We start from the raw sequence: 21699 nt of genomic DNA, 5'->3' as shown, positions 1-21699 counted from the left end.
TATAGCAGATTGGGTTTTCAGGCTGCCTTTGGCGCAAAGCATCAGGCAGCCTGAAAATGGATTTAGGCGTGTTTGGGCAATCCAAAGCGGTTGTGCCAATAGGGCAAGATGTAGCGGAACAGGGCGAGGTGGCACACCCACACCATCAGCGTGGCGGCGAATAAATCAACGGGGAAATGCGCGCCCAGTTTCACGCGGCTGTATAACACGCCCGCTGCCCACGCGGCGACGAGCACGCGGGCAATCAGGCGGGCGGGGTTGCGCCAAGTTTGCGTGAAGCCGACCACCAGCAGCAGCCATGCCACGGAGAAGGTGGTGTGCCCTGAGGGGAAGGAGTAGCCCAGCTCGTGCTGTTGGTAATCGGATAGGATTTTCTCATCGGGGGTGTGTGCGGTTTGGGCGATGAGTGCGCGTTTTTGCGGTTTTTTCATGGCGTAGAAGCCTTCGGGGGTGATGTGTTGCTGTTGGGCAAGTTGCACCACATAGGGGCGCGGTTCTTTGAATACGGCCTTTGCCCCCGTTTTGATGGCTTGCGTGCCCACAACGGCGCAGACGCACACGGTGATGACGGTGAGCGGGCGATATTGCTTGCGCACAAAATAGGCTAGGATAAGGGTGAACACGATGGCAAAGCCGATGGCGTAGGGCTGGCTGCCGCCTGTTTCGGTGAGCAGGATAAGGGCGCGGTTGAGCTCGGGCGTTTGGCTGCTTTGGGCGAGCGTCCATGTGTAGCCTGTTGCCCAGAAGCCGATGGGGATGAGCAGCATCAGCAGCGTGTAGAGGGTGAGCGAGATATTGGGATTGGGGTGTTTCATAAGGCAGCCTGAAAATGGGGTGAGGGTGTTTTCAGGCTGCCTATTACGGATTGAAACGCGCGGCGCGAAGGCAGCCTGAAATTGGGGAAAGAGGAGTGATGCAAAAAACGCGCATTGTAGCAGAGTGGGGCGGTTATCCCTATTTTCAGGCTGCCTTTGTTATCTTATGCGCCCCCGTTTTGTAAACATATTTTGACGTTTATCACACAAAAATCCCCATCTCGCGTTACAATGCGCCCGTTTTTCGTTTCACCAAAGGGACAATCATGCCGCAGGCACCCAAGCAACAATCTATGCCCAAAGTAAACGCCGCCTTTGCCATCTTGCTCGTTGGCATGGTCGGCTATTTTATCTTTTGGGGGCTGGGCTACACGCATCACCATCAGGTTGCGCTCTTTTTGCTTGCCACGCTGTTTGGCGTGTTTATGGCGTTTAACATCGGCGGCAACGACGTTGCCAATTCGTTTGGCACATCCGTGGGCGCGGGCACGCTCACCGTGCCGCAAGCTCTGCTGGTTGCCGCCGTGTTTGAGGTGAGCGGCGCGGTGATTGCCGGCGGCGAAGTAACCGACACCATCCGCACGGGCATCGTGGATTTGACCACGCTGCCGCTGCAACCGCTCAATTTAATCCTGATTATGATGTCGGCGCTGCTGGCGGCGGCATTGTGGCTGCTGTTCGCCACCAAAAAAGGGCTGCCCGTTTCCACCACGCACGCCATCATCGGCGGCATTGTGGGCAGCTCCGTGTTGCTGGGCTGGCAGTTGTCTGACGGACAAGGCAGCCCTTTTGCTTTGGTGAAATGGCATGAAATCGGCAGAATTGCCGCATCTTGGGTGCTATCGCCCATGCTCGGCGGCATCGTGTCCTACACGCTGTACACCATTATCAAGAAAAACGTATTGGAATACAACGACACCGTTGCCGCGCAACTCAAAGCCATCAAAGCCGAGAAAAAAGCCTATAAAGAACAACACCGCCTGCGCTTTGACGCGCTGGATGAGCAACAAAAAATTGAAGTTTCCACCGCGATGGCACGCGACGCGCAAATCTACGGCGAAGACGATTTTGACCCCGCCGAGCTGGAATCCAATTACTACAAAGGCTTGCACGAAATCAACCAGCGCAAAGAGCAAATTGATGTGTTCAAAGCGTTTTACACATGGATTCCCGCCATTTCGGGCTTGGGCTGCATGCTGATTTCGTCCATGCTGATTTTCAAGGGCTTGAAAAACCTGCATCTGGGCATCGCGCCGATGACCAGCATGTTTTTGATTTTGATGCTGGGCGCGGGCATTTGGGCGGCGACCTTTTTATACGCCAAAAACCTGAAACGCAAAGACATCGGCAAGGCATCGTTTCAGATTTTCTCGTGGATGCAGGTGTTTACCGCGTCGGGCTTCGCGTTTAGCCACGGCGCGAACGATATTTCCAACGCGCTCGGCCCGTTTGCCGTGATTTTGGATGTGCTACGCGCCAATGATGTGAACGCCTCCGAGCCGTTGCAGCCGATTGTGATGCTCACCTTCGGCGTGGCGTTGATTGTGGGCTTGTGGTTTATCGGCAAGGAAGTGATTCACACCGTGGGCAGGGATTTGGCGGAGCTGCATCCGTCGTCGGGCTTTACGGCGGAGCTGTCTGCCGCTTCGGTGGTGATGGCGGCTTCCGCGCTGGGCTTGCCTGTGTCCAGCACGCATATTCTGGTGGGCGCGATTTTGGGCATCGGCATGGTGAACCGCAATGCGAACTGGAAAATGATGAAGCCGATTGGCTTGGCGTGGGTGATTACTTTGCCTGCGGCGGCGATGTTGTCGGTGGGCTGTTTTTGGGTGTTGGGGATGGTTTTTTGATGGCTCACGGCTGAGATGATTTTCAGGCTGCCTTGATGCGTGTATCGCGTTCATTGAGGCAGCCTGAAAATGTTTTGGCGGTATGATGCGCGGTTGCAAGCTGTTTTCAAAACTTTGCCGCATTTCGGCACGGCTGATGCTGGCATATTTTTATCTCGTTTCAGGCTGCCTTAGTTTTCAGGCTGCCTTTATCTTGAAAGCCAATCATGAAAAAATTATTCATCATCTTGTTTGCGCTCGCCCAGCCCATTGTTCTCCCCGCCGCATTGCTAACGGTTTCCTATTTTGTGCGCCAGCACGAGCAACGCCAAGCCGATGAAAGCCTGCGCTTGCTGAAAACCGCGCCACTTGCGCCCAGCGCGGGCGGCGATGCGCTGTTTTTGGTCAATTACGATATTGCCGATGCCAAAGTGCGCCTCCAATGGATAACGCAATACGGCACAAATGCCTTGCAAGGTGCGGATGAAGCGGCGTTTAACCGCTTGCCCTCAGCCGTTCGCGCCGCCAAATTGCCCAGTATTCCCAAAGATGACTTGGCTTGCCCGCCACGCGATAGCGATTCAGGCTGCCTAGACGCGATGCGCCACGAGTTGCCCGCTTATCGGGAACGCTTGCAACAAGCCGCCAAGCAATTAGCCAACGCCGATGCATTGTCGCAGTATCCAGTGTTTGATTACCGTATCAACAATTTAAGTTCAGACGCATTGCCACCCTTTGCGGCGGTGGCAACGCAACATACGGCGGCGGCGTTGGATTGGGTGGAACATCGCCAAGCGGTTGCGTTGTCGCGCGTGTGCCGCAATCTGAACACAGGGCGCGTGTTGCTGCGCTCACGCGGCGGTTTGCTGGATACGATGGTGGGCAGTGCCATTGTGGCTCGGAATACGGCGTTAGCAGCGGAAATGTTGGCAGAAGAGCCTGCATGGGCAATGCGGTTTCCTGAAGACTGCGCGTTTGCTTTTGCGCCTATTGTGCCCGGTGAAGCCAATTTGTGCGCAGCGATGCAGGACGAATTTCGTTTTTTTGATGAGATGTTGCAAAGTTGGATGGCGAGCGATGCGGCAAAAATGGATGAAAAATCGGCATTTTTGGCGCGGTTGGTGCGCGTTCCTGCGTTGCATCGTGCGCTGTTTTCGTATGAACACACGCGCGGTTTGCACGCCCAAAATTTGGCGCAATTTTGCACGGATGCCGGCAAAGTCGCCGTTCAGCAAGATAAACCATTAGCTGTTGCCGAGCCTGCCCGCGAAACCAAAAGTTTTACCTTGCGCCCTGCGTGTTGGGGCAATTTTGTGGGTTGCGTGGCAACGGATGCTATGCCGAGCTATGCGGCGTATCATGACCGCTTGCTGGATATGCTGATGCAGCAACGCGCGTTTCAGGCTGCCCTTGCGTTATACGAGCTGCCCGCAGCCGAACGCCACGAGGCGTTACCTCAGATTTTGCAGCAACACAGCAGCCCCGCGCGGCAATTGTCGTATGACGAGAAAAAGAAACAGATTGTTTTTGAACGTTATGATAGCCGTGAGAATGCGGTGGCGAAGGGTGTGGCGGTACGGTTGGATTAATGAAGGCAGCCTGAAAATGGATTTCAGGCTGCCTTGATGTTATGTATCAGAGGCAGCCTGAAAGCCGTTTATTGCTTACAACACGCGATGCTGCAAGGCGGGCAGGCTTGCGCGGATGGCTTGGATGCGGGCTTTATCAATGGTTGCCAGCGCGATGCCTTCGTTTTCAGGCTGCATGGCGATGATGTCGCCCCACGGGTCGATAATCATGCTGTGCCCGAAGGTGCGGCGGCCGTTTTCGTGGGTGCCGGTTTGCGCGGCGGCGACAACATAGCATTGGTTTTCCACGGCGCGGGCGCGCAGCAGCAGCTCCCAATGGGCTTTGCCTGTGGAATAAGTGAAGGCGGCGGGCAGCATGATGAGGTCGGCGGGGGCTTGGGCGCGGAAGAGTTCGGGGAAGCGTAGGTCGTAGCAGATGCCTTGGGCGACACGCCAGCCGTTGATTTCAAGCCGGGGGATTTGATTGCCTGCGGTAAGGGTGTCGCTTTCGCAATAGCGTTCACTGGCGGTTTGGTAGTTGAACAGGTGGATTTTGTCGTAGCGCGACAGGCATTCGCCATCGGGGCTGTAAACCAGCAGGCTGTTGCGGGCTTTGTCGGGCGCGGTGTCGGCGAGCGGGATGGCACCCCCGAACAGGTGGATTTGGTGTTGCTGCGCGGCTTGGGCGAGCGCGGCTTGCAGGATGCCTGCGCCGTAGGGTTCGGCGTGGGCGAGTTTGTCGGCATCGCGCAGTCCCATAATCGCCCAGTATTCGGGCAGCAGCACCCAGTTTGCGCCTGCGGCGGCGGCTTGGGCGACAAGTTTTTGCATGGCGGCGATGTTGTCGGCGATGCGGGGGGTGCTGGTGAGTTGGATGGCGGCGAGGGTGAGGGTGGTCATGAGGGGGACTCGTGTGATAAGGCAGCCTGAAATGGGATTGGGTGTTTATTTCAGGCTGCCTTGGGGGGTGTGAAGTGGGCGTGGTCATTGGATGAAGGCAGCCTGCGTAGCGAAGCGGAGTTGCGAAGCTAAAACGAGTGAGCGGGGTTAAACCCGTTTGTTCGTTTCAGGCTGCACTTTTTGCTCAATCGGTAACCCAGTAGGGCGTTGGCGGCTTGCTGATGTTGTCCATCAGAAAATCATATTTGGCGACGAGCCGCCGCCGCTCCATTTTGGTTTTCAGGCTGCCTCTGTTCACGCGCCTATCCCGCTTTGCCATCAATGCGCGGCTGGGTGAGCCACGGATAATAGCGCACGAAATAAATCGCCAGCGAGGCGGCAAACAGCAGCGCCGAGCAAGCCAGAGCGTGTTGATACCAGCCGGGCGCAAGCAGCAGCACGAAGGAGGCCAGCACGCGCACGACGGTGGCGGCAATCATCAGCCAAAAGGCGTAGGGCAGGTATTGGGGCGCGGGGTAGATGGTGCGCCCTGTGTGTCCCAGCGCGGTGCGGGTCATCATGCTGAGCGTGAGCAGGCCGATGCCGCCCACGGCAATCAGATGCGTGCCGAGGCTGGTGAGTTTGGGGTTGATAAAGCCCAGCGCGAGCACCACCAGCCCAAGCGATGTAAACGCATAGCCCAAATGCAGCGTCCACAGCATCGGCTCACCCAGAATTTCTTTATGAAACCAGCGTTTGCTTTGCACGCAGCCCATAATGCCGGCAAACAGCAAAAAGTAGAACGCGAGGGCAACGGCGGTTTGCGTCATCATCAGCGCGGCGGCGGCCATCGGTGCGGCAAGCGAGCCGACCATCGCCCATTGTGGGCTGTTCACGCGGGGCGTGTTGAGCCGCGTGCTGGTGAAAAACGGGATGATGCGCCCGCCCACCAAGCCGATAAAGCCCGCCACCAAAATCAAGCCTGATAACAAGCCGTTGGTGAGCGCGGCGGGGTGGCTGCCCAGCGCGATGTGGAACGCAAGGTGGCTGCATCCGAGCAAGAATAGCGCGACCACGGCGATGTAGTTGCGCTGGTTGCGGCTCACCCACACGGCTTCGCCCATGCCATAGCTGGCGAGCCAGTAGAACGCTGTGCCAAAAAGCCCTGTGAGCCAGCCCCACGGCAAAAAGGCGGTGATGCGGGCGGCGATGTAGCAGCTCACAATCGCCATCAAAAATTTGCCGCGCACGGGCGGCTGTCCTGTCCACGTTGCGCCTGCGGTAAGCAAAAAGGCGACCACGACTGCGCCGCCGTAGCCCCACACCATTTCGTGCGCGTGCCACAAGAAGGCGGGCATGGCGCGTGTGCCGGTGTAGCCAAAGCCCCACAGCAGGATGGAAACCACGGCGTAGAGCGCGGTGAGCAAATAAAGCGGGCGAAACGCCATCGCCCACACGGGATGGCTGGGGTTGAGATAGGATAGGGTGGATTTGGGGATTTGGGGGGGAGTGGGTTCGGCGATGTTTTCTAGGCTCATGGTTGGGTGTCCTTGGGGTGGTTTGTGGTTATGGATTGTTTTAGCGTTGTTCAATCTTGTTTTCAGGCTGCCTTTTGTGTCTACCGCATCAGGCAGCCTGAAAATCATTCGGGCGGTAAGGCGTTTTGTTCCATCGCGGGGAACAGCTCGCGCTCTTCAAACCGCGCATGGTCGCGCAGCAGCGTGGCGAAGGTGGTGTTCCATTCGGCGCGGTCAAACTGCGCTTCGCGGAACAGGCGGCGCAATTCGGCGTGGTCGTGTTCAAAGCGTTGGCGCAATTCGGGGCGGTTGAGTTTGTCCCACAAGGGCGCGAACAGCGTTTCTTCGTGGATAAAATGCTGTTCTAAATCAACATAATGCTCGGTGATATCTGTTTGATGGTTTTGCTCGGGCGCGCGCAAAATGCGCAGGCACAGGGCAAGCGTGTGATGATGTTCTTGCGATAGCTCAATTAAAACAGAATGGCGTTTCATAATTTGCGTTTCCTATTTATTGTTTTGTTGTGTTGTGTTAAAACTTAATGTATAAGATGCGCGTATTATGAAACTTTGCCCTTAACCCTGCAACAAAATAACAATATGTATTTAACCCAGCAAACCGACTATGCCTTGCGCGTGCTGATTTACGCGGCGGTAAACGACCAAAGCCTTGTGAATATTGGCACGATTGCCGAAACATACAACATCTCCAAAAGCCATTTGATGAAAGTAGTAACCGCGCTGGTAAAAGGCGGTTTTTTAACCAGCATTCGCGGCAAAGGCGGCGGCTTGAAGCTCGCCCAGCCGCCCGAAAAAATCCGCGTGGGCACGGTGGTGCGCGTAACCGAGCCGTTGCAGCTTGCCGAATGCTTTGGCGATAACAACCAATGCTTGATTACCCCCACTTGCCGATTAAGCCAAATTTTAAACAGCGGCTTAATCGCGTTTATCAACCATTTGGACGGCTACACGCTGGCGGATTTGGTGAACGCGCCCACCTGCGAAATTTTGCGCCCGCCCGCAGGCAACAGCAGCAACATCCCCATCAACCCAGCGTGACAGGCAGCCTGAAACACCGCAATACAGCGCCCAATATCCGCTAATACTTCCACCCCAGCGCAGCCTGAAACCACGCTCCTTTTTTCAGGCTGCCTATTTAATCTCGCCGAATATTATGTCCCATCCCCTTATACCCCAAACCCTCACCATCGCCAGCCGCGAAAGCGCACTCGCCATGTGGCAAGCCCGCCATATCCAAGCCCAACTGCAAAGCCTGTATCCGCAATGCCAAATCCACATCATCGGCATGACCACGCAAGGCGACCAGATTTTAGACAAAACCCTGTCCAAAATCGGCGGCAAAGGCTTGTTTATCAAAGAACTGGAAACCGCGCTGCAAGAAAATCGCGCCGATTTAGCCGTGCATTCTATTAAAGACGTGCCGATGGATTTGCCGCAAGGCTTTGCGCTGGCGGCGATTGGCGAACGCGCCAACCCGTTTGACGCATTCGTTTCCAACCGCTACACGCGGCTGGAAGAGCTGCCACACGGCGCAATCGTCGGCACATCCAGCCTGCGCCGCGAAGCGCAACTGCGCGCCCGCTTCCCGCATCTCACCATCCGCCCGCTGCGCGGTAACGTGCAAACCCGCCTCGCCAAGCTGGATAACGGCGACTACGACGCCATCATCCTTGCCGCCGCAGGGCTGGAACGGCTGGAACTGCACGAGCGCATCCGAGCTGTGCTGCCCCCCGCCGACAGCCTGCCCGCCGCAGGGCAAGGCGCGCTGGGCATAGAAATCGCCGCGCACCGAACCGATTTGATTGACGTGTTGCTGCCGCTCAACCATGCCAAAACCGCCGCCTGCGTAACCGCCGAACGCGCCCTTGCCCGCGCCTTGGGCGGAAGCTGCCAAGTGCCGCTCGCCGCCTATTGTACGGCAGACGACCACGGTTTGCTCACGCTCAACGGCTTGGTGGGGCATCCAGATGGCTCGGTGATTCTGACCGCGCAAGCGCAAGCCCCCGCCGCATACGCCGACGCGCTCGGTCGCGCCGTCGCCAAGAAGCTGGCGGATGACGGCGCGCAAGAATTGATTGCGGCGGTGCTGGGCGCAGCGGGCTAAGGCAGCCTGAAAACCAAAATGAAGCGGCGGCGGAATGCCGCCAAATGGTTTGCGGCATCGGGCTGCGTTTGTTCGTTGCCGAAATGCCGGCGAGCCGCCGCTGCGCTATATAGGCAGCCTGAAAAACAAAAAACCGCTTGGTGTGATGCCACGCGGTTTTGCATTTTCAGGCTGCCTATTTCAGCAGCGCGCTCGTCCAAATATTGCGGTACGACACATAGCTGATAATTGGAAACACGGTGAACAGCGCAGTGTAAAAAATCAGCATCAAAAGCAAAAAAACCGAGCTGAACCCATCCCGGGCAAACGAAGCGAACCCCATCATGGCGACCATCCAAACGCCAAACACAAGCGACAGCATCACCACCACAAAGCCCGCCAGCGGCACGATGTTTTTCAGGCTGCCTACCAGGCTCATCCAAATGGCATCCAAGGGCGACACGCCTTGCAGCATAATCAAGGGCAGCACCATCCAGTTGCACAGCAAAAACAGCAATACCATCGGCAGGAAAACCCACGGCGAGCTGCCCGGCTTGGCGATGCCCAGCAGTATGCCCAGCGCAAACGCCGCCAGCATCCAAAACAAAGCCAGTTTGACCAACTGCCCAAATTGTTCGCCAAAGCCTGCAAACAGCCGCCTGAACGCAAATTCGCCGTCTTCCGCCACGCCCGCCGCGATTGCCACAAAGCCCGCCGAAAAAACCATCGGCAGCATGTTGATAAACCACACCACAATCAGCACCACCGCCCACGCCCACATTTCCTTTTGCTGCACGGCTTGGTTTATCCCCAATGCGCGCAGCGCAAACAGCAGGGCAGAACCCATCGCTATGATGCTGGCGAACATCAGCACCGTCGCCAAAACCCATTGCAGCAGCTTGCCGCCCAGCATCAGCAGCGCGTGTTTGAGCCACACCGGCGCGTCGCCGAGCGGGCGCAGCGCGGGCTGCTCCATCAGATACAGCATGCCGCTGTCGTAGTCGTTGTGGTAGCCGTAGTAGTTGTCGTCGTTTCGCATGGGGTGTCCTTTTCGTTTCGGGGGATGAGGAGGGGGGCGGGTGGGCTTTGCCGCATGGAAAACACCAATGTTCATTTTGTTTACGCGGCAAAAAGGCAGCCTGAAAACGGGAAAATGGTTTTCAGGCTGCCTGCCCGCTACGCCACCGCCAGCACGGCGCAGTTGCACAAATCGTCGCTTTCAAACCGGGTGCTGTCGCCAGCTTTCAGGCCGGGCACGGGGAACAGGCGCACGGTGAGCGGTTTGTTCAGGCGGAAGGCGAGGGCGGCGGTGTCGGCCATCACGGCGTTGATTTTGGCGGCGGGGGTGTCGCCGGGCACGGGCACGGTGTCCAACCCGATGCCGCACACGCTGCTGTAGGTTAAAAGCGCGCGCAAGTCGAAGGTGGGCACGCGGCTGGCGGCGGCCAGCCCGCTGTCTTCGGTTACGGCGAGCATCAGCCCGGAAAAGCCGACGGCGCACACGTTGTCCAGCGTTTTGAACACGCGGGTGAGCAGGGCGGAGGCTTCGATGCTGCCGGAGGCGCCGAAATGCGGCACGCGCAGCAGGCGGTAGATTTCCGCCATCGAGGTGCAGTTTTTGGACGGCGCGGCAGAGGTGTCCATGCCGGCGTAGTGCCAGCCTGCGTCCAGCGGCGTGGCGGCAATCACGGCCTGCACGGCGTCGGCGTGGTATTGCAGGGCGTGGTGCATGGCTTGGCAGGCCGTCTGCAGAAAGGCGGACTGCTCGGCGGGGCGGTTGTCCAAGGCGCGCAGGGCGGCGGCGAGCAGGTCGGGCGTTTCCAGGCCGACGACGATGCTGCCGTGCGCGTTGCGGTGGTAGCCGGCGGGGAAGTAGGGAATCAGCGGGGCACAGTTGAAATTAACGGTGAAGTTGAAGTTGCCTTCGCCGCGCGGGGTGATGCGGGCGATTTCCTGCACGGCGGCGGTGCAGCGGGCGATTTGCGCGTGGTCGGGAATGCCGTTTGCGTCGGCGGCGACATTGACGCAGGCGTTGGCGAGGTCGCCGAAGTCGCGGATGAGTTCGGGCAGTAGGGCGATTTCGGCGGCGGTGCGGGCTTCGCCTACGGCAAAGCGGATGCGCAGCCCGTTTTGGTTGAGCGAGGACAGGATGTCGCGGATGCGCGCCAAGCCTTGTTTGGCGGAGGCGGGGCTGCTGGTGTCTAAATATTCGCCGAAGGGATTGGCGACGATGCGCACGGATTGGACGGTGTAGTCCGCGGCGGCAAAGGCGGCGGCGAGGCGGTCGCACTGGCGTTTGGCATCCGCCAGCGCGCTCTGCCAGCCTGCCGCATCGGGCGTGAGCGAAACAAAGGCGGTAACGGCGCGGACGCGGCAGAGGTCGGGGGAGTGTAGGTTCATGGCGGATTCTTTCTGTGTGTGGTGAGCAGGGTGGTTTGGATGAGCGCTTAGACAGCCTGAAAATGGGGTTTGCGGCTTTCAGGCTGCTTTGCCGTCAGTCGCCCCATGCGGCCGTATAGGCGTTGCCGGTGCGGATGCGGCCGGTTTCGGAATCGTAAACTGCGCCGTAATGGCGGCCGATTACGGTGAGCGCGTAGCCGTTGTTGGGTAAGGGCGTAAAATAGCAGTCGCCGCGTCCGGGCAGCTTGGGGTCGTAGAATGCGCATTCGGACGAGGTATCGGGAACGCTTGATCTTTTTCGGCGCAGCGCGTCGGCCAGGCTGTCGGATTGCAGCCGGTGGCTGCGGCGGTAGGCTTCGGTTTCGGCAATCAGGTAGTCCATCCGATCGCGGACGGCGGCATCGTCGCGGTACATATCGGCGGCAAGCATCAATAAGCCGAGCGATACGGCGGCGAGACTGAGGCAGATAAGGCGTTGGTTTGTCATCGGAGAATTGGGAGGCAGCCTGAAAACGGTTTTCAGGCTGCCTTATCGCGGCGGTTTTTCCAACGGCGCAGCAGGCGCGTGAGGAGGATGTACCATTGGGCATAAAAGCCCAGCGTGCTAACAGATGCCGCTATGGCAAGGTACAGGTTGTCGGGCATGCCGTGCTGGGGCAGCAGCCATTCGGGTAGCCACGAGAGCAGAAAGACGGCGGCGGTGCCGAGTGGGAAGCTGAATACGGTTAGCGTGAGCAGAAACGCCAAGCGCGTTTCAAACTGTATTTGCGCGGTGTAGTCGGACGGCGGTTGCGCTGCCCAGTATGAGCCGTTAAGGCAAACATTGGCGGTATTCGCTGCCAGTATCAGCAGCCATAACGCCAGCGGCAGGTAGCGCAGCAGGGTTTTCCAGTTTGTTTTCATTTGCCGTCTCCTTTTGTGGCAAAGGCAGCCTGAAAATGGGTTTTGTGTGTTTTCAGGCTGCCTTTGCGTTTTCAGGCTGCCTTATCCGAATAGGCAGCCTGAAAATGCAGCTTCGGTGAAGCCAAAATAGGTTTGCTGCATCACCCCAGCTTGGCTTTCACCAACTCCTGCACCTGCGCGGGATTCGCCTTGCCTTTGCTGGCTTTCATCACCTGCCCCACAATCGCGTTGAGGGCTTTTTCGTTGCCCGCTTTAAACTGCTCCACGGCTTTGGCGTTGTTCGCCAGCACCTCGTCCACCATCGCTTCAATCGCGCCGGTGTCGGTGATTTGCACCAGGCCGTGTTTTTCAATGATTTGTTCGATTGTGGCTTCGGGTTCCGCCCACATCGCTTCAAAGGCTTTTTTCGCCAGCTTGCTGCTGAGTGTGCCGTCGGCGATTTTGCCCACCAGCGCGGCGAGGCGTTCGGCGGCGATGGGGCAGCCTGAAAGCTCCAAGCCTTCTTTGTTCAACGTCGCCGCCAATTCGCCGTTCATCCAGTTGGCCACCAGCTTGCCTTGCCCGCTCGCTTGGGCGGCTTCGCTGAAATAGGCAGCCTGAACGCGGCTGGCGGTGAGCAGGCGGGCATCGTATTCGCTTACACCGAACTCGTTTACAAAACGCGCCGCCATTTCTTTGGGCAGCTCGGGCATCTGCTCGCGGGCTTTTTGCAGTTGTTCGTCGGAAATGATGACGGGCAGCAGGTCGGGGTCGGGGAAATAGCGGTAGTCGTGCGCGTCTTCTTTCAGGCGCATCACGCGGGTTTCGCCCTTGTCGGGATCAAACAGCATGGTTGCCTGCTGCACCTTGCCGCCGTCTTCCAACAGCTCAATCTGCGCCGCCACTTCGTAGTTAATCGCCTGCTCCAAAAAGCGGAACGAATTGAGGTTTTTAATCTCGCGGCGCGTGCCAAACTCCGCCTGCCCTTTGGGGCGCACCGACACATTGGCATCCACGCGGAACGAGCCTTCCGCCATATTGCCGTCGCAGATGTCCAGCCACGTTACCAGCCCGTGCAGGGCTTTGGCATAGGCAACTGCTTCGGCGGCGGAGCGCATTTCGGGTTCGGACACCACTTCCAACAGCGGCGTGCCCGCGCGGTTCAGGTCAATGCCCGTTGCGCCGTTCAAGCCTTCATGCACCGATTTGCCCGCGTCTTCTTCCATGTGGGCGCGGGTTACGTTGATGGTTTTCACTTCGTCGCCCACCACGATTTCCAGCTTGCCGTGTTCCACAATCGGCAAGTCCAACTGGCTGATTTGGTAGCCTTTGGGCAGGTCGGGATAGAAATAGTTTTTACGATCGAACACGTTTTTGCGGTTGATGGTGGCGTTCAGCGCCAAGCCGAGCTTGATGGCTTTTTCCACCACTTCGCGGTTCATCACCGGCAGCGTGCCCGGCAGCGCGCATTCCACCACGCTGGCGTGCGCGTTCGGCTCGGCGCCGAAAGCGGTACTCGCGCCGCTGAAAATTTTGGACTGTGTGTTGAGCTGGACGTGGATTTCCAAGCCGATTACGGTTTCCCAGGTCATGGTTATTCGCTTTCTGTTTTTGTTGAATGATGATTAGACGATGAAAACACGCGCTGCATTTGCGCGGCGATTTCATCCAGCATGGCATAGCGGCGGCGGTACATCGCGCGCTTTTGGCTTTTGATTTCCGTTTCGTCTCTGCGCTCGGGCCGGGCGGGCAGATGCCAATAGCCGTCTTGTTCATGGCGTGTGCCGCCTGCGTTTGCCCAGAGTTCGTCGTAATCAATCTGCACGCGTTTTTTCAACGCCCAGCGCAGTTTCACCTGATTATCTTGCGCGATGCCCAACAGCGGAGTGGTTTTCAGGCTGCCTGAAAGCAGTTGCAGCTCGCTAATCATAAATTGTTGCGGGCGCAAGCCGTGCAGCGTTTTGGTCATTTGGCGCACCACGTCTTTGGCGTCTGCCGTGTTGGGGCCTTGCACCGAGCAGACGAGCAGGGCGTTGGGCGGCAAAAAGGCAAACGATGCGGTGTAGATGCGCTCGCCTTGATTGTCGCGCAGCGACAAGGCCCACCAGCCTTCGTCTGATAATTGGTCGTTGCGGTTGAGCCAAAGCTGGTAGCCTTCGGGCAATTCGGACAGCAGGCAATAATAGGGTTTCCGGCTGATTCGGTTAAAGATTTTTGCGCCAAACAGTTTAAACGCGGCTTCCAAATCCGATTGCATGATTTGCCGGCGGCGGGTTGCGCCAAAGCGTTTGTCGGCAAACAGATGCAAAAGCGGATAGGCTTCGCGCTCGTGCCGGTGGAAAAAATATTGCGCGTGCGGCGCGGCGTTCACATAGCGTTCAAAACGGGTGATTTGGCGGTTCATGAGCAGGCGGCGCAGCGCGAATTTGGCGTGGCGCAAGGTGTAGCGCGGTGATGCGGTGTAAACCTGTTTGAAATCGGGGTAGTGAAAAGACAAAGTGCGATGAGTCATGACACAAGCGGAACAAACGAAACAAGGGTTAAGGGTTGAAAGTGATGGCGGCGCGGGCGGTTTGGGGCATGGGGTGCCTGTTCGGGCTGCCTGAAAAAGGGCGGATTATATCAAGCTGCGGGTTTTCAGGCTGCCTATTCATGCTATTTTTTCCGCATCGCGGCGCGTTTTTTCAGGCTGCCTGAGGGCGCCGTTTTCGCCTGCTTTGTCCCACAGTATCCGCACATCAAAAAAATGCGCCGAGAGCATGGTGAGGATGACCACCAGACAGAAATAAATGGCGGCGGGGCCGGGGGTTACGCGGGCGATGTTGGTATGAAATGTACTCATCATGATGATGATGACAAAGATGTCTATCATCGACCAGCGTCCCACGCGCTCGGTGAGGCGGTATTGCACGGATAGGACGCGGATGGGCAGCAGGGGGCGCACGGCGGCGCTGTAAATCAGCATCAGCATGGAGATGATTTTGAGCGTGGGCACGGCGATGCTGGCGCTGAATATCACGCAGGCGATGAAGCGGTCGCCTTTGTTCCACATAAAAATGATGCCGCTCATAATGGTGCTGACTTCTTTTTCCATCGGGTTGGTGGAAATCATGATGGTGAGCAGGTTGGCGGGCAGATACAGAATCATGGCGGCAAGCAAGAAGCAGGCGGACACTTTCAGGCTGCCGGGGCGGCGGTGGAATAATTCTGAGCCACACACGCCACAAAATGTTTCGCTGGCAGGGCGGTAAAACAGGCAGCGTTTGCAGCAGAGGGTATCAGAGGCAGCCTGAAAAAAGGGTTGGCGTTTGGCGCGGCGGATTTGGTAATACACCCAATGGCTGGGCGTGGCAACGGCGGTGCGCAACAGCAGCAAAGCCAGCACAGGCATCAGCCAAAACGCGGTGCCAAATTTCACCGATGCCACCGCGCTGAGCTTGATATACGCCACCAGCATGGAGATGAAAAACACATCCACCATAATCCATTCTTGCAAACGGGTAAGCAGGCGGGTGGCGCTGAGTAGATAGCGGGCGTTGCGCTCGAAAATCAGCGCGCTGTAAACATAAATACACGACAGCAAAAACACCACGGGCGTGCCAAAGGTGAGCAAGGTGAGCACGATGCCGAGAAAGCTCCATCTACCGCTGCCAAGCAGCGTTATCATCATTTCAGGCAGCGTTAAGCGCGAATACATCCCCGTCATCATCACGCGCACAAAAGGCTGGCTATACACCAGCAGCATCAGAATCAGAGCGGCGATGGCGCAAGCCAGCACAATGGGATAAGGCTCGGGTTCAATGCCCGCCAAATGGTGATGGCAGCGCGGGCATTCGGTGCATTGCCCTTGTCGCAGCTTGGGCAGATGCGTTTGCAAGCCGCATTCGGGGCAGCTGACATCATGCGCGGGCAGCGTGGCGTTGGGGAAATAGTGTTTCGCCCATTGGCGTTGGATGCGGCGGTAAAGGGCGTGGCGCAGGCGGGGCATTATTGGGCTACCACGTTGAACCGGTGCTCAATTTTTTGCCATTGCTCGGCTTCTTCTTGCAGCGCGGCAGAGGTGAGCGGGTTGTTGTCCAACCATGCTTGCGGCGCTTTGAGCGTGTAGCTGTTGGTTGGGTTGTCGTATTGCAGCGACAGGCCTTGCGGCAGTTGCAGCGGCAGGCGGGCGCGGCAGAACAGCACGGCAAGGCGCAGGGCGAGCACGGCGTGCCAGCGCATGATGTCGTTGCGGTCGAGCGTGTCGGCCATTTTTTTCAAATCGCCGCGTTGTCCCAGCGCGAGCATCGACAGCAGCTCTTGCTCGGGGCGCGAAAAGCCCGACATATCGGCGTTTGCCAGCACATAGGCGGTGTGTTTGTGGTAGGCGGTGTGGGCGATGTCGATGCCCACTTCGTGCAACTGCGCCGCCCAGCGCACATAGTTTGACCAATAATCCAGCTCTTGCACGGTGGCGGTTTGCGCCAAATGGCGCAGCAGTTGCAAGGCAAGCTGTGCCACGCGCTCGGCTTGGTTGCGGCTAACGTGGTAACGCTCTTGGAATTGGCGCACGGTTTGTTCGCGCAAATCTTCGTTGATATTGCGCCCCACGGTGTCAAAAAACACGCCATCGCGCAAGCCCGCTTCGTTGAACGCCATGCCTGCGATGCCCAGCTCTTCAAACGCCGCCATCATCACCGCCAGCCCGCCGGCAAACACATCCACGCGCTCGGGTTTGATGCCCTCGAGCTTGGCTTTTTTCACGCTGCCCGCATCGGTAATTTTGCGCGCCAGCACGCGCATGGCATCCAGCGTGATGCGCTCGCCCATGCCTTCTGCGGCAATCACGGTGGCGATGGATTTGGCGCTGCCCGATGTGCCCAGCGCGATGTCCCAGCCTTGTTGTTTGTAGATTTTGCTGATGCGCTGGATTTCGCCCCGCGCGGCGGTAACGGCAGCCTGAAAATCCTTTTGGCTGATTTTGTTTTGGAAGAAGCGCTTGGAATAGGTTACGCAGCCCAGCGGCAGGCTTTCGGTGTGGGTGGGCTGCAATTGGCTGCCGAGGATGAATTCGGTTGAGCCGCCGCCGATGTCTATCACCAGCAGCTTTTGCCCGTGGTTGGGGTAGGTGTGGATTACGCCTGTGTAGATGAGCCGCGCTTCTTCGCGCCCTGCGATGACTTCAATCGGAAAGCCCAGCGCGGCTTCGGCTTTGGGCAGAAATTGGGCGATGTTTTTCGCCACGCGGAAGGTGTTGGTGGCCACCGCGCGCACTTGCTCGGGCGCAAAGCCGCGCAGTCGTTCGCCAAATTGCGCTAAGCATTCTAGCGCGCGCGCTTGGCTTTCTTCGCTTAGGTTTTTGTTGACATCCAAGCCGCCCGCAAAGCGCACCATTTGCTTGATGTTTTCCACCACTTGCGGCTGCCCGTTGTTGTTTTGGCAGATTTGCAGGCGAAAGCTGTTGGAGCCTAAATCGACAGAGGCGAGGAGGGAGGCGCAATTTTCCATGGGGGGTTCCTTGTGAACGGGGATGGGGTTTGGGTGTATCGGTAGGCAGCCTGAAAACAGGGGAGAGGCGTTTTCAGGCTGCCTATTTTGTATCAGCCTATTTGGTATCAATCGTATCCAGCACAATCTCGGCGACTTTATCGGCGCTGTGCGGCATGGCGAGCGTGCGGGCGCGGCTTGCCCATGCAAGGCATTGCTCGCGCGTTAAGCCGCCGATGATTTGGGCGAGCTTTTGCGCGGTAAGCTGCGATTGGGGCAGCAGCAAGCCCGCTTCGGCGGCGACCATGTAGCGCGCGTTGGCGGTTTGGTGGTCGTCCACGGCGTAGGGGAAGGGCACGAGCAGCGCGCCCACGCCGGCGGCGGTGAGTTCGGCGATGGTGAGCGCGCCTGCGCGGCAAATCAGCACGTCGGCTTCGCGGTATAGCGCGACCATGTCGTCCACAAATTCAATGCATTGGGCTGCTACGCCTGCTTGTTGGTAGGCGGCTTGCAGCGTGGCTAGATTGCCGCGCCCTGATTGGTGGGTGATGCGGGGGCGTTGCACTTCGGGCAGCAGGGCAAGCGCGGCGGGGACGATTTCGTTGAGCACTTGCGCGCCCAAGCTGCCGCCCACAACGGCGATTTTCAGGCTGCCTTGGCGGTCGGCAAAGCGATTTTCGGGCGAGGGCAGGGCGGCGATGTCGGCGCGAACGGGGTTGCCCACTAGCCCATCGGGGTATTGCGGAAAGGCTTGGGGAAAGGCGTACAACACGCGCGCCGCCCATTTGGCGAGCCGTTTGTTTGCCATGCCTGCCACGGCGTTTTGCTCGTGCACAAAAATCGGCACGCCAAGCAGTTTGGCGGCAAGCCCACCAGGGAAGGTAACAAAGCCGCCAAAGCCAATCACGGCGTTGATATGGTGCTTGCGGATGATGGCTTTGGCAGCTTGCACGCAGCGCAGCAGCATAAAGGGCAGGGCGAGTTTGCGCAGCAGCCCTTTGCCGCGCACGCCTTTCATGGCGATGAGTTCCAGCGGGATGTTGTGCTGCGGCACGAGGCGTTGTTCCATGCTGTCGTGGCTGCCGAGCCAGATAACGTTGTGTCCTTGTTGTTGCAGGGATTGGGCGACGGCGAGGGCTGGGAAGATGTGTCCGCCTGTGCCGCCTGCCATAAGGAGAATGGTTTTGGGAGTCATGGTTGGGCTTTCTGGTTGGGCTGTTTATTAAACGGGAGCGATGGGCAGCCTGAAAATTGTTTTTGCTTATATAAAGCGGTGCTTGTGTGATGCTAAATACTTTTCAGGCTGCCTTTTGCTGCTTGGGCATTATGTGTTTTCAGGCTGCCTTTTGCTGGGCTTGGCGTTGCGCTCGCGCGGGTCGGATACGGAATAGCCGCGCAGGGAAAGGCGGTTTTCATAATCCACGCGCAACAGCATGGTGAAGGCAATCAGCATAATCACCAGCGAGGAGCCGCCGTAGGAAACCAGCGGCAGGGTGAGCCCTTTGTTGGGCAGCAGACTGATGTTTACGCCGATGTTCACAAAACTTTGCGCCGCCACCCACACGCCTACGCCTGTGGCGATAAATGAATTGAAATGCAAATCCAAGTCGCGGGCTTGTTTGCCGATGGAAAAGGCGCGCCAAATAATCCAGAGATACACAAAAGAGAGCGCGGCAACGGCGATTAAGCCAAGCTCTTCGCCGATAACGGCGAGGATGAAGTCGGTGTGGGCTTCGGGCAGAAAGCCGCGTTTCATGATGGCGTTGCCCAAGCCTGTGCCCAGCAGGTCGCCTTGGTTCATGGAAAGCAGCGAGCCCAAGCCTTGGTAGCCTGCGCCGGTGGGGTCTTTCCACGGCTGCCACATCACTTCCATGCGGCGCATGCGGAATTCGGAGGTAACAATCATCAGCGTGGCAACGGCAATCATGACGCTAACCGCGCCCCAAAACCATTTCATCGGCACGTTGGCAAGATAAAGCAGGCAGATAAAGATGCCGAAGATAACGATGGCGGAGCCTAAGTCGCGCGTGAGCGCCACCAGCGCGATGCCGATGCCGATGGGCATGCCCACCATAATCACGCGGCGAAAGTCGTGCAGCACATCGACACGGCGTTTGAAAAAGCTCGCCATATACATGATGGTGATGAATTTGAACAGCTCGCTGGGCTGGATTTTGAAGCCGAACGGGGTGGCGAGCCAGCGGCGCGCACCGTTGACGATTTCGCCGGTGAACGGGACGACCGCCATCACCGCTAGAGTGAGCAGCAAGAGATAGGTGGTCCAGCGTTGCCAGCGCCACAGGGGCACGCGCATCAGCCCGAACGAGACGGCCAGCCCGAGCAGGGCGAATTGGGTTTGTTTGATGAGAAAGAAGCCGCGGTTGTCGTAGCTGTTTAGCCCTGCTTGCGCGCCGGATGCGGAATACACCATCACCAAGCCGAAGCAGAGCAGGCACAGCAAAAGCCAAACGAAGGTTTTGTCGTAGGTTTCGCCGTTTTTGAGCAGGTTGCGGTCTAGGAGTTTGTCTAGCAGTGGGGTTTTGTGTGTGGACATGGGGGTGTTTATTTATGGATTTATGGGAAAGGGATAGGGTGTTTGGGCTGCGCTGAAACTTGTGGTACGCGTTTTCAGGCTGCCTTTGGGGCTGGTTTTATGCCGCGCATTAGGCAGCCTGAAACGGAGTTTAGCGCAGCGAAAACGGCAAGGGCGTATTTTAACTGGATTGCGTGGGTTTTTCAGGCTGTGTTTAGCAGATGGAGGATTTATTTTGTTGGATGGGGGAGGGGAGGCAGCCTGAAAAAGGGGCGATAGCATTGGGTGGCAGCGAGTTGTCCTGCTCTGCGGATATTTCAGGCTGCCCCAATATTTGCGCCCGCGTTTTCGCATCGCAAGGCAGCCTGAAATGGGGTTTGGCATAGTGGTTATAGGTTGGACATTGATGCCCGATAAGCACAGGCACATTTATTTTATACGCCACAACATAACAGCGTCGGGCATAAATGCCTGACCTACTTGGGTTTGCGAAGGTTTCAGGCTGTCTATGGCTTGCGCAATCAGGCAGCCTGAAATGCGGTTTGGCATGGTTAAAACGTTGCCATTGACGACGAGCCGTCGCCACTCCATTTGGGGTTTCAGGCTGCCTATGTGATGGGGGGCAGCAGCATGGGGATTTTTTGTGTGCCGAGTACGCGGCTGGGGGCGTGTTGGCTGGCGTAGGCGAGTAGCTGGGGATGGGGGCGGGCGGTGAGGTTGCCGAGCTGTCCGATTTGTTGGGCGTAGTGGTATTGGGGGTTGGCGCATAGGGCGGTGTTGAGCGCGGCAAGGGCATTTTCGGATGGGGTGAACGTGGGTTCGTGCCAGAGGATGTAGTGCGGCTGCGGGGTGGTGCTGCCTTGCAGGAAGAGGCAGCCTGAAAACGGGGCGAGGGCTTGGGGGATGGCGTGGGCGACAAAGGCTTCGGTGAGCTTTTCGCCAACGAGGTCGCTGGTCAGGCTGCTGCGCCCGATAAAGTGTAGGCTGGGGACGTTGGCATGGGGGGAGGCTTGGACGAGTAGCCAGTCTTGGGTGTCGTAGCGGTAGAGCCCGCCTTGGGTAGTGAGGATGAGGCGGTAGCGGTTGCCGTGTTGCAGTTGGTGCAGTGGGCGGATTTGGCCGTGTTCGTCGGCGAATTCGTAGTAGTGGCTGGTGAGCGCGGGCAGCAGGCAGCCTGAAAACGGCAGGGTGGTGATGCCTTCGGTGGCGAGCAGCCCTTTGCCTTGCAGGTGGGCGTGGGGGAACAGTTGGCGCAGTTGCGCGGCGGGGGCGGCGGCGGTGTGGCTGTCCCAGCAGCTGATGGTGTCTAGCTGTGTCCAAATTTTTTGAGTGTTGGGGATGGCGGGGGCGAGGGCTTGGGCGACGGTGTGGCGGCGGGCGGCATCGGGGATTTGGCTGAGGATGCGGTCTTGCTGTTGGTGCAGGGTGTGGATGATGTTGAGCAGTAGGGTGGGGCTCCACGCGGAAATCAGGCTGAGGCTGGGGCTTTGCGCGAGCAGGGCGGCGGTGCGGATTTGCCAGTCTTCGGGGCTTTGTTGTTCGGCAAGCCGGGGGTGGTAGAGCGTTTGCGGGGCGATGTGTTCGGCGAGCAGATAAAACGGGTAGTTTTGCTCATCCAGCACCACGCATTCAATCAAATAATCGCCGTCCACTTCGTCAATCGTTAAATAGGGGTCGCCGTTTAAATTGCTGTTGATTTTGGTTTCG

At 58.0% G+C, this 21699-nt stretch carries 23 protein-coding genes and 1 pseudogene; 5 read left to right on the top strand and 19 right to left on the bottom strand.

All coding sequences use genetic code 11. The features are described 5' to 3' along the window. Window positions 1-62: 62 nt before the first annotated feature. Window positions 63-815 (bottom strand): phosphatase PAP2 family protein, encoded by a 753-nt coding sequence (locus JDW22_RS08965; protein WP_200522773.1) that lies wholly within the window; start codon window positions 813-815, stop codon window positions 63-65. 266 nt (window positions 816-1081) lie between these two features. Here JDW22_RS08965 and JDW22_RS08960 point away from each other — a divergent pair, with 266 nt between their 5' ends. After that, window positions 1082-2665, top strand: coding sequence for an inorganic phosphate transporter (locus JDW22_RS08960; RefSeq protein ID WP_200522772.1), 1584 nt, complete (start codon window positions 1082-1084; stop codon window positions 2663-2665). Between the two features lie 206 nt (window positions 2666-2871). Next, complete coding sequence (locus tag JDW22_RS08955) at window positions 2872-4233, top strand: hypothetical protein (RefSeq protein WP_200522771.1); 1362 nt, start codon at window positions 2872-2874, stop codon at window positions 4231-4233. Window positions 4234-4308: 75 nt separating this feature from the next. Here the strand turns inward: JDW22_RS08955 and JDW22_RS08950 are convergent, their stop codons facing one another. From JDW22_RS08950 to JDW22_RS08940, 4 genes are all read right to left on the bottom strand, one after another. Further along, the gene (locus tag JDW22_RS08950; protein ID WP_200522770.1) at window positions 4309-5112 is read right to left on the bottom strand and encodes a carbon-nitrogen hydrolase family protein; all 804 of its coding nucleotides are present in this window, start codon (window positions 5110-5112) and stop codon (window positions 4309-4311) included. A gap of 184 nt (window positions 5113-5296) precedes the next feature. Next, on the bottom strand, window positions 5297-5431 hold the full coding sequence (locus tag JDW22_RS13935) for a hypothetical protein (RefSeq protein ID WP_268884224.1): 135 nt from the start codon (window positions 5429-5431) through the stop codon (window positions 5297-5299). Next, window positions 5415-6629: an NnrS family protein gene (locus JDW22_RS08945; protein WP_235965351.1), complete on the bottom strand. Its 1215-nt coding sequence runs from the start codon at window positions 6627-6629 to the stop codon at window positions 5415-5417. Before JDW22_RS08945 ends, JDW22_RS13935 begins: the two co-directional genes overlap by 17 nt. 104 nt (window positions 6630-6733) lie before the next feature. Then, entirely contained in the window at window positions 6734-7102 is a 369-nt protein-coding gene (locus tag JDW22_RS08940; protein WP_003796771.1) for a hemerythrin domain-containing protein, read from the bottom strand. Window positions 7103-7207: 105 nt separating this feature from the next. On the opposite strand from JDW22_RS08940, the gene JDW22_RS08935 reads away from it, so the two are divergent. Further along, on the top strand, window positions 7208-7666 hold the full coding sequence (locus JDW22_RS08935) for an RrF2 family transcriptional regulator (RefSeq protein ID WP_003796769.1): 459 nt from the start codon (window positions 7208-7210) through the stop codon (window positions 7664-7666). Between the two features lie 115 nt (window positions 7667-7781). Continuing rightward, window positions 7782-8732, top strand: a complete 951-nt coding sequence (hemC, locus tag JDW22_RS08930; protein WP_200522769.1) for a hydroxymethylbilane synthase — start codon at window positions 7782-7784, stop codon at window positions 8730-8732. On the opposite strand, the gene JDW22_RS08925 is transcribed toward hemC, so the two are convergent. The 5 genes from JDW22_RS08925 to JDW22_RS08905 all read right to left on the bottom strand — a co-directional run bounded on the left by JDW22_RS08925 (window position 8729) and on the right by JDW22_RS08905 (window position 12014). Next, entirely contained in the window at window positions 8729-8896 is a 168-nt protein-coding gene (locus JDW22_RS08925; protein ID WP_200522768.1) for a hypothetical protein, read from the bottom strand. The two genes, hemC and JDW22_RS08925, sit on opposite strands and share 4 nt — an antisense overlap. 11 nt (window positions 8897-8907) lie before the next feature. Beyond that, window positions 8908-9750: a diguanylate cyclase family protein gene (locus tag JDW22_RS08920; RefSeq protein WP_200522767.1), complete on the bottom strand. Its 843-nt coding sequence runs from the start codon at window positions 9748-9750 to the stop codon at window positions 8908-8910. A 137-nt stretch (window positions 9751-9887) separates the two neighbouring features. Continuing rightward, window positions 9888-11111: a DUF711 family protein gene (locus JDW22_RS08915; protein ID WP_200522766.1), complete on the bottom strand. Its 1224-nt coding sequence runs from the start codon at window positions 11109-11111 to the stop codon at window positions 9888-9890. Between the two features lie 94 nt (window positions 11112-11205). After that, entirely contained in the window at window positions 11206-11598 is a 393-nt protein-coding gene (locus JDW22_RS08910) for a hypothetical protein (RefSeq protein ID WP_200522765.1), read from the bottom strand. A 32-nt stretch (window positions 11599-11630) separates the two neighbouring features. After that, window positions 11631-12014: a hypothetical protein gene (locus tag JDW22_RS08905; RefSeq protein ID WP_200522764.1), complete on the bottom strand. Its 384-nt coding sequence runs from the start codon at window positions 12012-12014 to the stop codon at window positions 11631-11633. Between JDW22_RS08905 and JDW22_RS13930 the strand changes: the two genes are divergently transcribed. After that, window positions 12005-12133, top strand: a complete 129-nt coding sequence (locus JDW22_RS13930) for a hypothetical protein (RefSeq protein WP_268884223.1) — start codon at window positions 12005-12007, stop codon at window positions 12131-12133. The two genes, JDW22_RS08905 and JDW22_RS13930, sit on opposite strands and share 10 nt — an antisense overlap. A gap of 21 nt (window positions 12134-12154) precedes the next feature. Here JDW22_RS13930 and gatB read toward each other — a convergent pair whose 3' ends face one another. The 9 genes and pseudogenes from gatB to JDW22_RS08860 form a co-directional block, all read right to left on the bottom strand. Further along, window positions 12155-13585, bottom strand: a complete 1431-nt coding sequence (gene gatB / locus JDW22_RS08900) for an Asp-tRNA(Asn)/Glu-tRNA(Gln) amidotransferase subunit GatB (RefSeq protein WP_200522763.1) — start codon at window positions 13583-13585, stop codon at window positions 12155-12157. A gap of 2 nt (window positions 13586-13587) precedes the next feature. Beyond that, window positions 13588-14505 (bottom strand): VirK/YbjX family protein, encoded by a 918-nt coding sequence (locus JDW22_RS08895; RefSeq protein ID WP_200522762.1) that lies wholly within the window; start codon window positions 14503-14505, stop codon window positions 13588-13590. Window positions 14506-14643: 138 nt separating this feature from the next. After that, window positions 14644-15981 (bottom strand): paraquat-inducible protein A, encoded by a 1338-nt coding sequence (locus tag JDW22_RS08890; protein ID WP_200522761.1) that lies wholly within the window; start codon window positions 15979-15981, stop codon window positions 14644-14646. Next, window positions 15981-17480 carry an exopolyphosphatase gene (gene ppx / locus JDW22_RS08885; RefSeq protein ID WP_200522760.1) on the bottom strand — a complete coding sequence of 500 codons (1500 nt, stop codon included), beginning with the start codon at window positions 17478-17480 and terminating at the stop codon, window positions 15981-15983. The genes JDW22_RS08890 and ppx overlap by 1 nt, the downstream gene beginning before the upstream one ends. Window positions 17481-17577: 97 nt before the next feature. Next, complete coding sequence (gene murG / locus JDW22_RS08880) at window positions 17578-18654, bottom strand: undecaprenyldiphospho-muramoylpentapeptide beta-N-acetylglucosaminyltransferase (protein WP_200522759.1); 1077 nt, start codon at window positions 18652-18654, stop codon at window positions 17578-17580. 129 nt (window positions 18655-18783) lie between these two features. Continuing rightward, window positions 18784-20013 carry a putative lipid II flippase FtsW gene (ftsW, locus tag JDW22_RS08875; protein ID WP_200522758.1) on the bottom strand — a complete coding sequence of 410 codons (1230 nt, stop codon included), beginning with the start codon at window positions 20011-20013 and terminating at the stop codon, window positions 18784-18786. A gap of 193 nt (window positions 20014-20206) precedes the next feature. Beyond that, complete coding sequence (locus JDW22_RS08870) at window positions 20207-20437, bottom strand: hypothetical protein (RefSeq protein ID WP_200522757.1); 231 nt, start codon at window positions 20435-20437, stop codon at window positions 20207-20209. Then, window positions 20422-20583, bottom strand: coding sequence for a hypothetical protein (locus JDW22_RS08865; protein ID WP_200522756.1), 162 nt, complete (start codon window positions 20581-20583; stop codon window positions 20422-20424). Before JDW22_RS08865 ends, JDW22_RS08870 begins: the two co-directional genes overlap by 16 nt. A 17-nt stretch (window positions 20584-20600) precedes the next feature. Further along, window positions 20601-21699 (bottom strand): annotated as a pseudogene (locus JDW22_RS08860) (hypothetical protein); the annotation flags it as partial.

The sequence above is a fragment of the Kingella bonacorsii genome (assembly GCF_016623605.1).
Taxonomy (GTDB): domain Bacteria; phylum Pseudomonadota; class Gammaproteobacteria; order Burkholderiales; family Neisseriaceae; genus Kingella_B; species Kingella_B oralis.
The sequence above is the reverse complement of the archived record's forward strand: the minus strand, read 5'-3'. Positions and strand labels throughout refer to the sequence as shown.

What these genes read in the sequence shown, in the direction of transcription:
- JDW22_RS08965 (WP_200522773.1), bottom strand. Translation starts at nt 815, where the DNA reads ATGAAACACCCCAATCCCAATATCTCGCTCACCCTCTACACGCTGCTG.
- JDW22_RS08960 (WP_200522772.1), top strand. Translation starts at nt 1,082, where the DNA reads ATGCCGCAGGCACCCAAGCAACAATCTATGCCCAAAGTAAACGCCGCC.
- JDW22_RS08955 (WP_200522771.1), top strand. Translation starts at nt 2,872, where the DNA reads ATGAAAAAATTATTCATCATCTTGTTTGCGCTCGCCCAGCCCATTGTT.
- JDW22_RS08950 (WP_200522770.1), bottom strand. Translation starts at nt 5,112, where the DNA reads ATGACCACCCTCACCCTCGCCGCCATCCAACTCACCAGCACCCCCCGC.
- JDW22_RS13935 (WP_268884224.1), bottom strand. Translation starts at nt 5,431, where the DNA reads ATGGCAAAGCGGGATAGGCGCGTGAACAGAGGCAGCCTGAAAACCAAA.
- JDW22_RS08945 (WP_235965351.1), bottom strand. Translation starts at nt 6,629, where the DNA reads ATGAGCCTAGAAAACATCGCCGAACCCACTCCCCCCCAAATCCCCAAA.
- JDW22_RS08940 (WP_003796771.1), bottom strand. Translation starts at nt 7,102, where the DNA reads ATGAAACGCCATTCTGTTTTAATTGAGCTATCGCAAGAACATCATCAC.
- JDW22_RS08935 (WP_003796769.1), top strand. Translation starts at nt 7,208, where the DNA reads ATGTATTTAACCCAGCAAACCGACTATGCCTTGCGCGTGCTGATTTAC.
- hemC (WP_200522769.1), top strand. Translation starts at nt 7,782, where the DNA reads ATGTCCCATCCCCTTATACCCCAAACCCTCACCATCGCCAGCCGCGAA.
- JDW22_RS08925 (WP_200522768.1), bottom strand. Translation starts at nt 8,896, where the DNA reads ATGCAAAACCGCGTGGCATCACACCAAGCGGTTTTTTGTTTTTCAGGC.
- JDW22_RS08920 (WP_200522767.1), bottom strand. Translation starts at nt 9,750, where the DNA reads ATGCGAAACGACGACAACTACTACGGCTACCACAACGACTACGACAGC.
- JDW22_RS08915 (WP_200522766.1), bottom strand. Translation starts at nt 11,111, where the DNA reads ATGAACCTACACTCCCCCGACCTCTGCCGCGTCCGCGCCGTTACCGCC.
- JDW22_RS08910 (WP_200522765.1), bottom strand. Translation starts at nt 11,598, where the DNA reads ATGACAAACCAACGCCTTATCTGCCTCAGTCTCGCCGCCGTATCGCTC.
- JDW22_RS08905 (WP_200522764.1), bottom strand. Translation starts at nt 12,014, where the DNA reads ATGAAAACAAACTGGAAAACCCTGCTGCGCTACCTGCCGCTGGCGTTA.
- gatB (WP_200522763.1), bottom strand. Translation starts at nt 13,585, where the DNA reads ATGACCTGGGAAACCGTAATCGGCTTGGAAATCCACGTCCAGCTCAAC.
- JDW22_RS08895 (WP_200522762.1), bottom strand. Translation starts at nt 14,505, where the DNA reads ATGACTCATCGCACTTTGTCTTTTCACTACCCCGATTTCAAACAGGTT.
- JDW22_RS08890 (WP_200522761.1), bottom strand. Translation starts at nt 15,981, where the DNA reads ATGCCCCGCCTGCGCCACGCCCTTTACCGCCGCATCCAACGCCAATGG.
- ppx (WP_200522760.1), bottom strand. Translation starts at nt 17,480, where the DNA reads ATGGAAAATTGCGCCTCCCTCCTCGCCTCTGTCGATTTAGGCTCCAAC.
- murG (WP_200522759.1), bottom strand. Translation starts at nt 18,654, where the DNA reads ATGACTCCCAAAACCATTCTCCTTATGGCAGGCGGCACAGGCGGACAC.
- ftsW (WP_200522758.1), bottom strand. Translation starts at nt 20,013, where the DNA reads ATGTCCACACACAAAACCCCACTGCTAGACAAACTCCTAGACCGCAAC.
- JDW22_RS08865 (WP_200522756.1), bottom strand. Translation starts at nt 20,583, where the DNA reads ATGGAGTGGCGACGGCTCGTCGTCAATGGCAACGTTTTAACCATGCCA.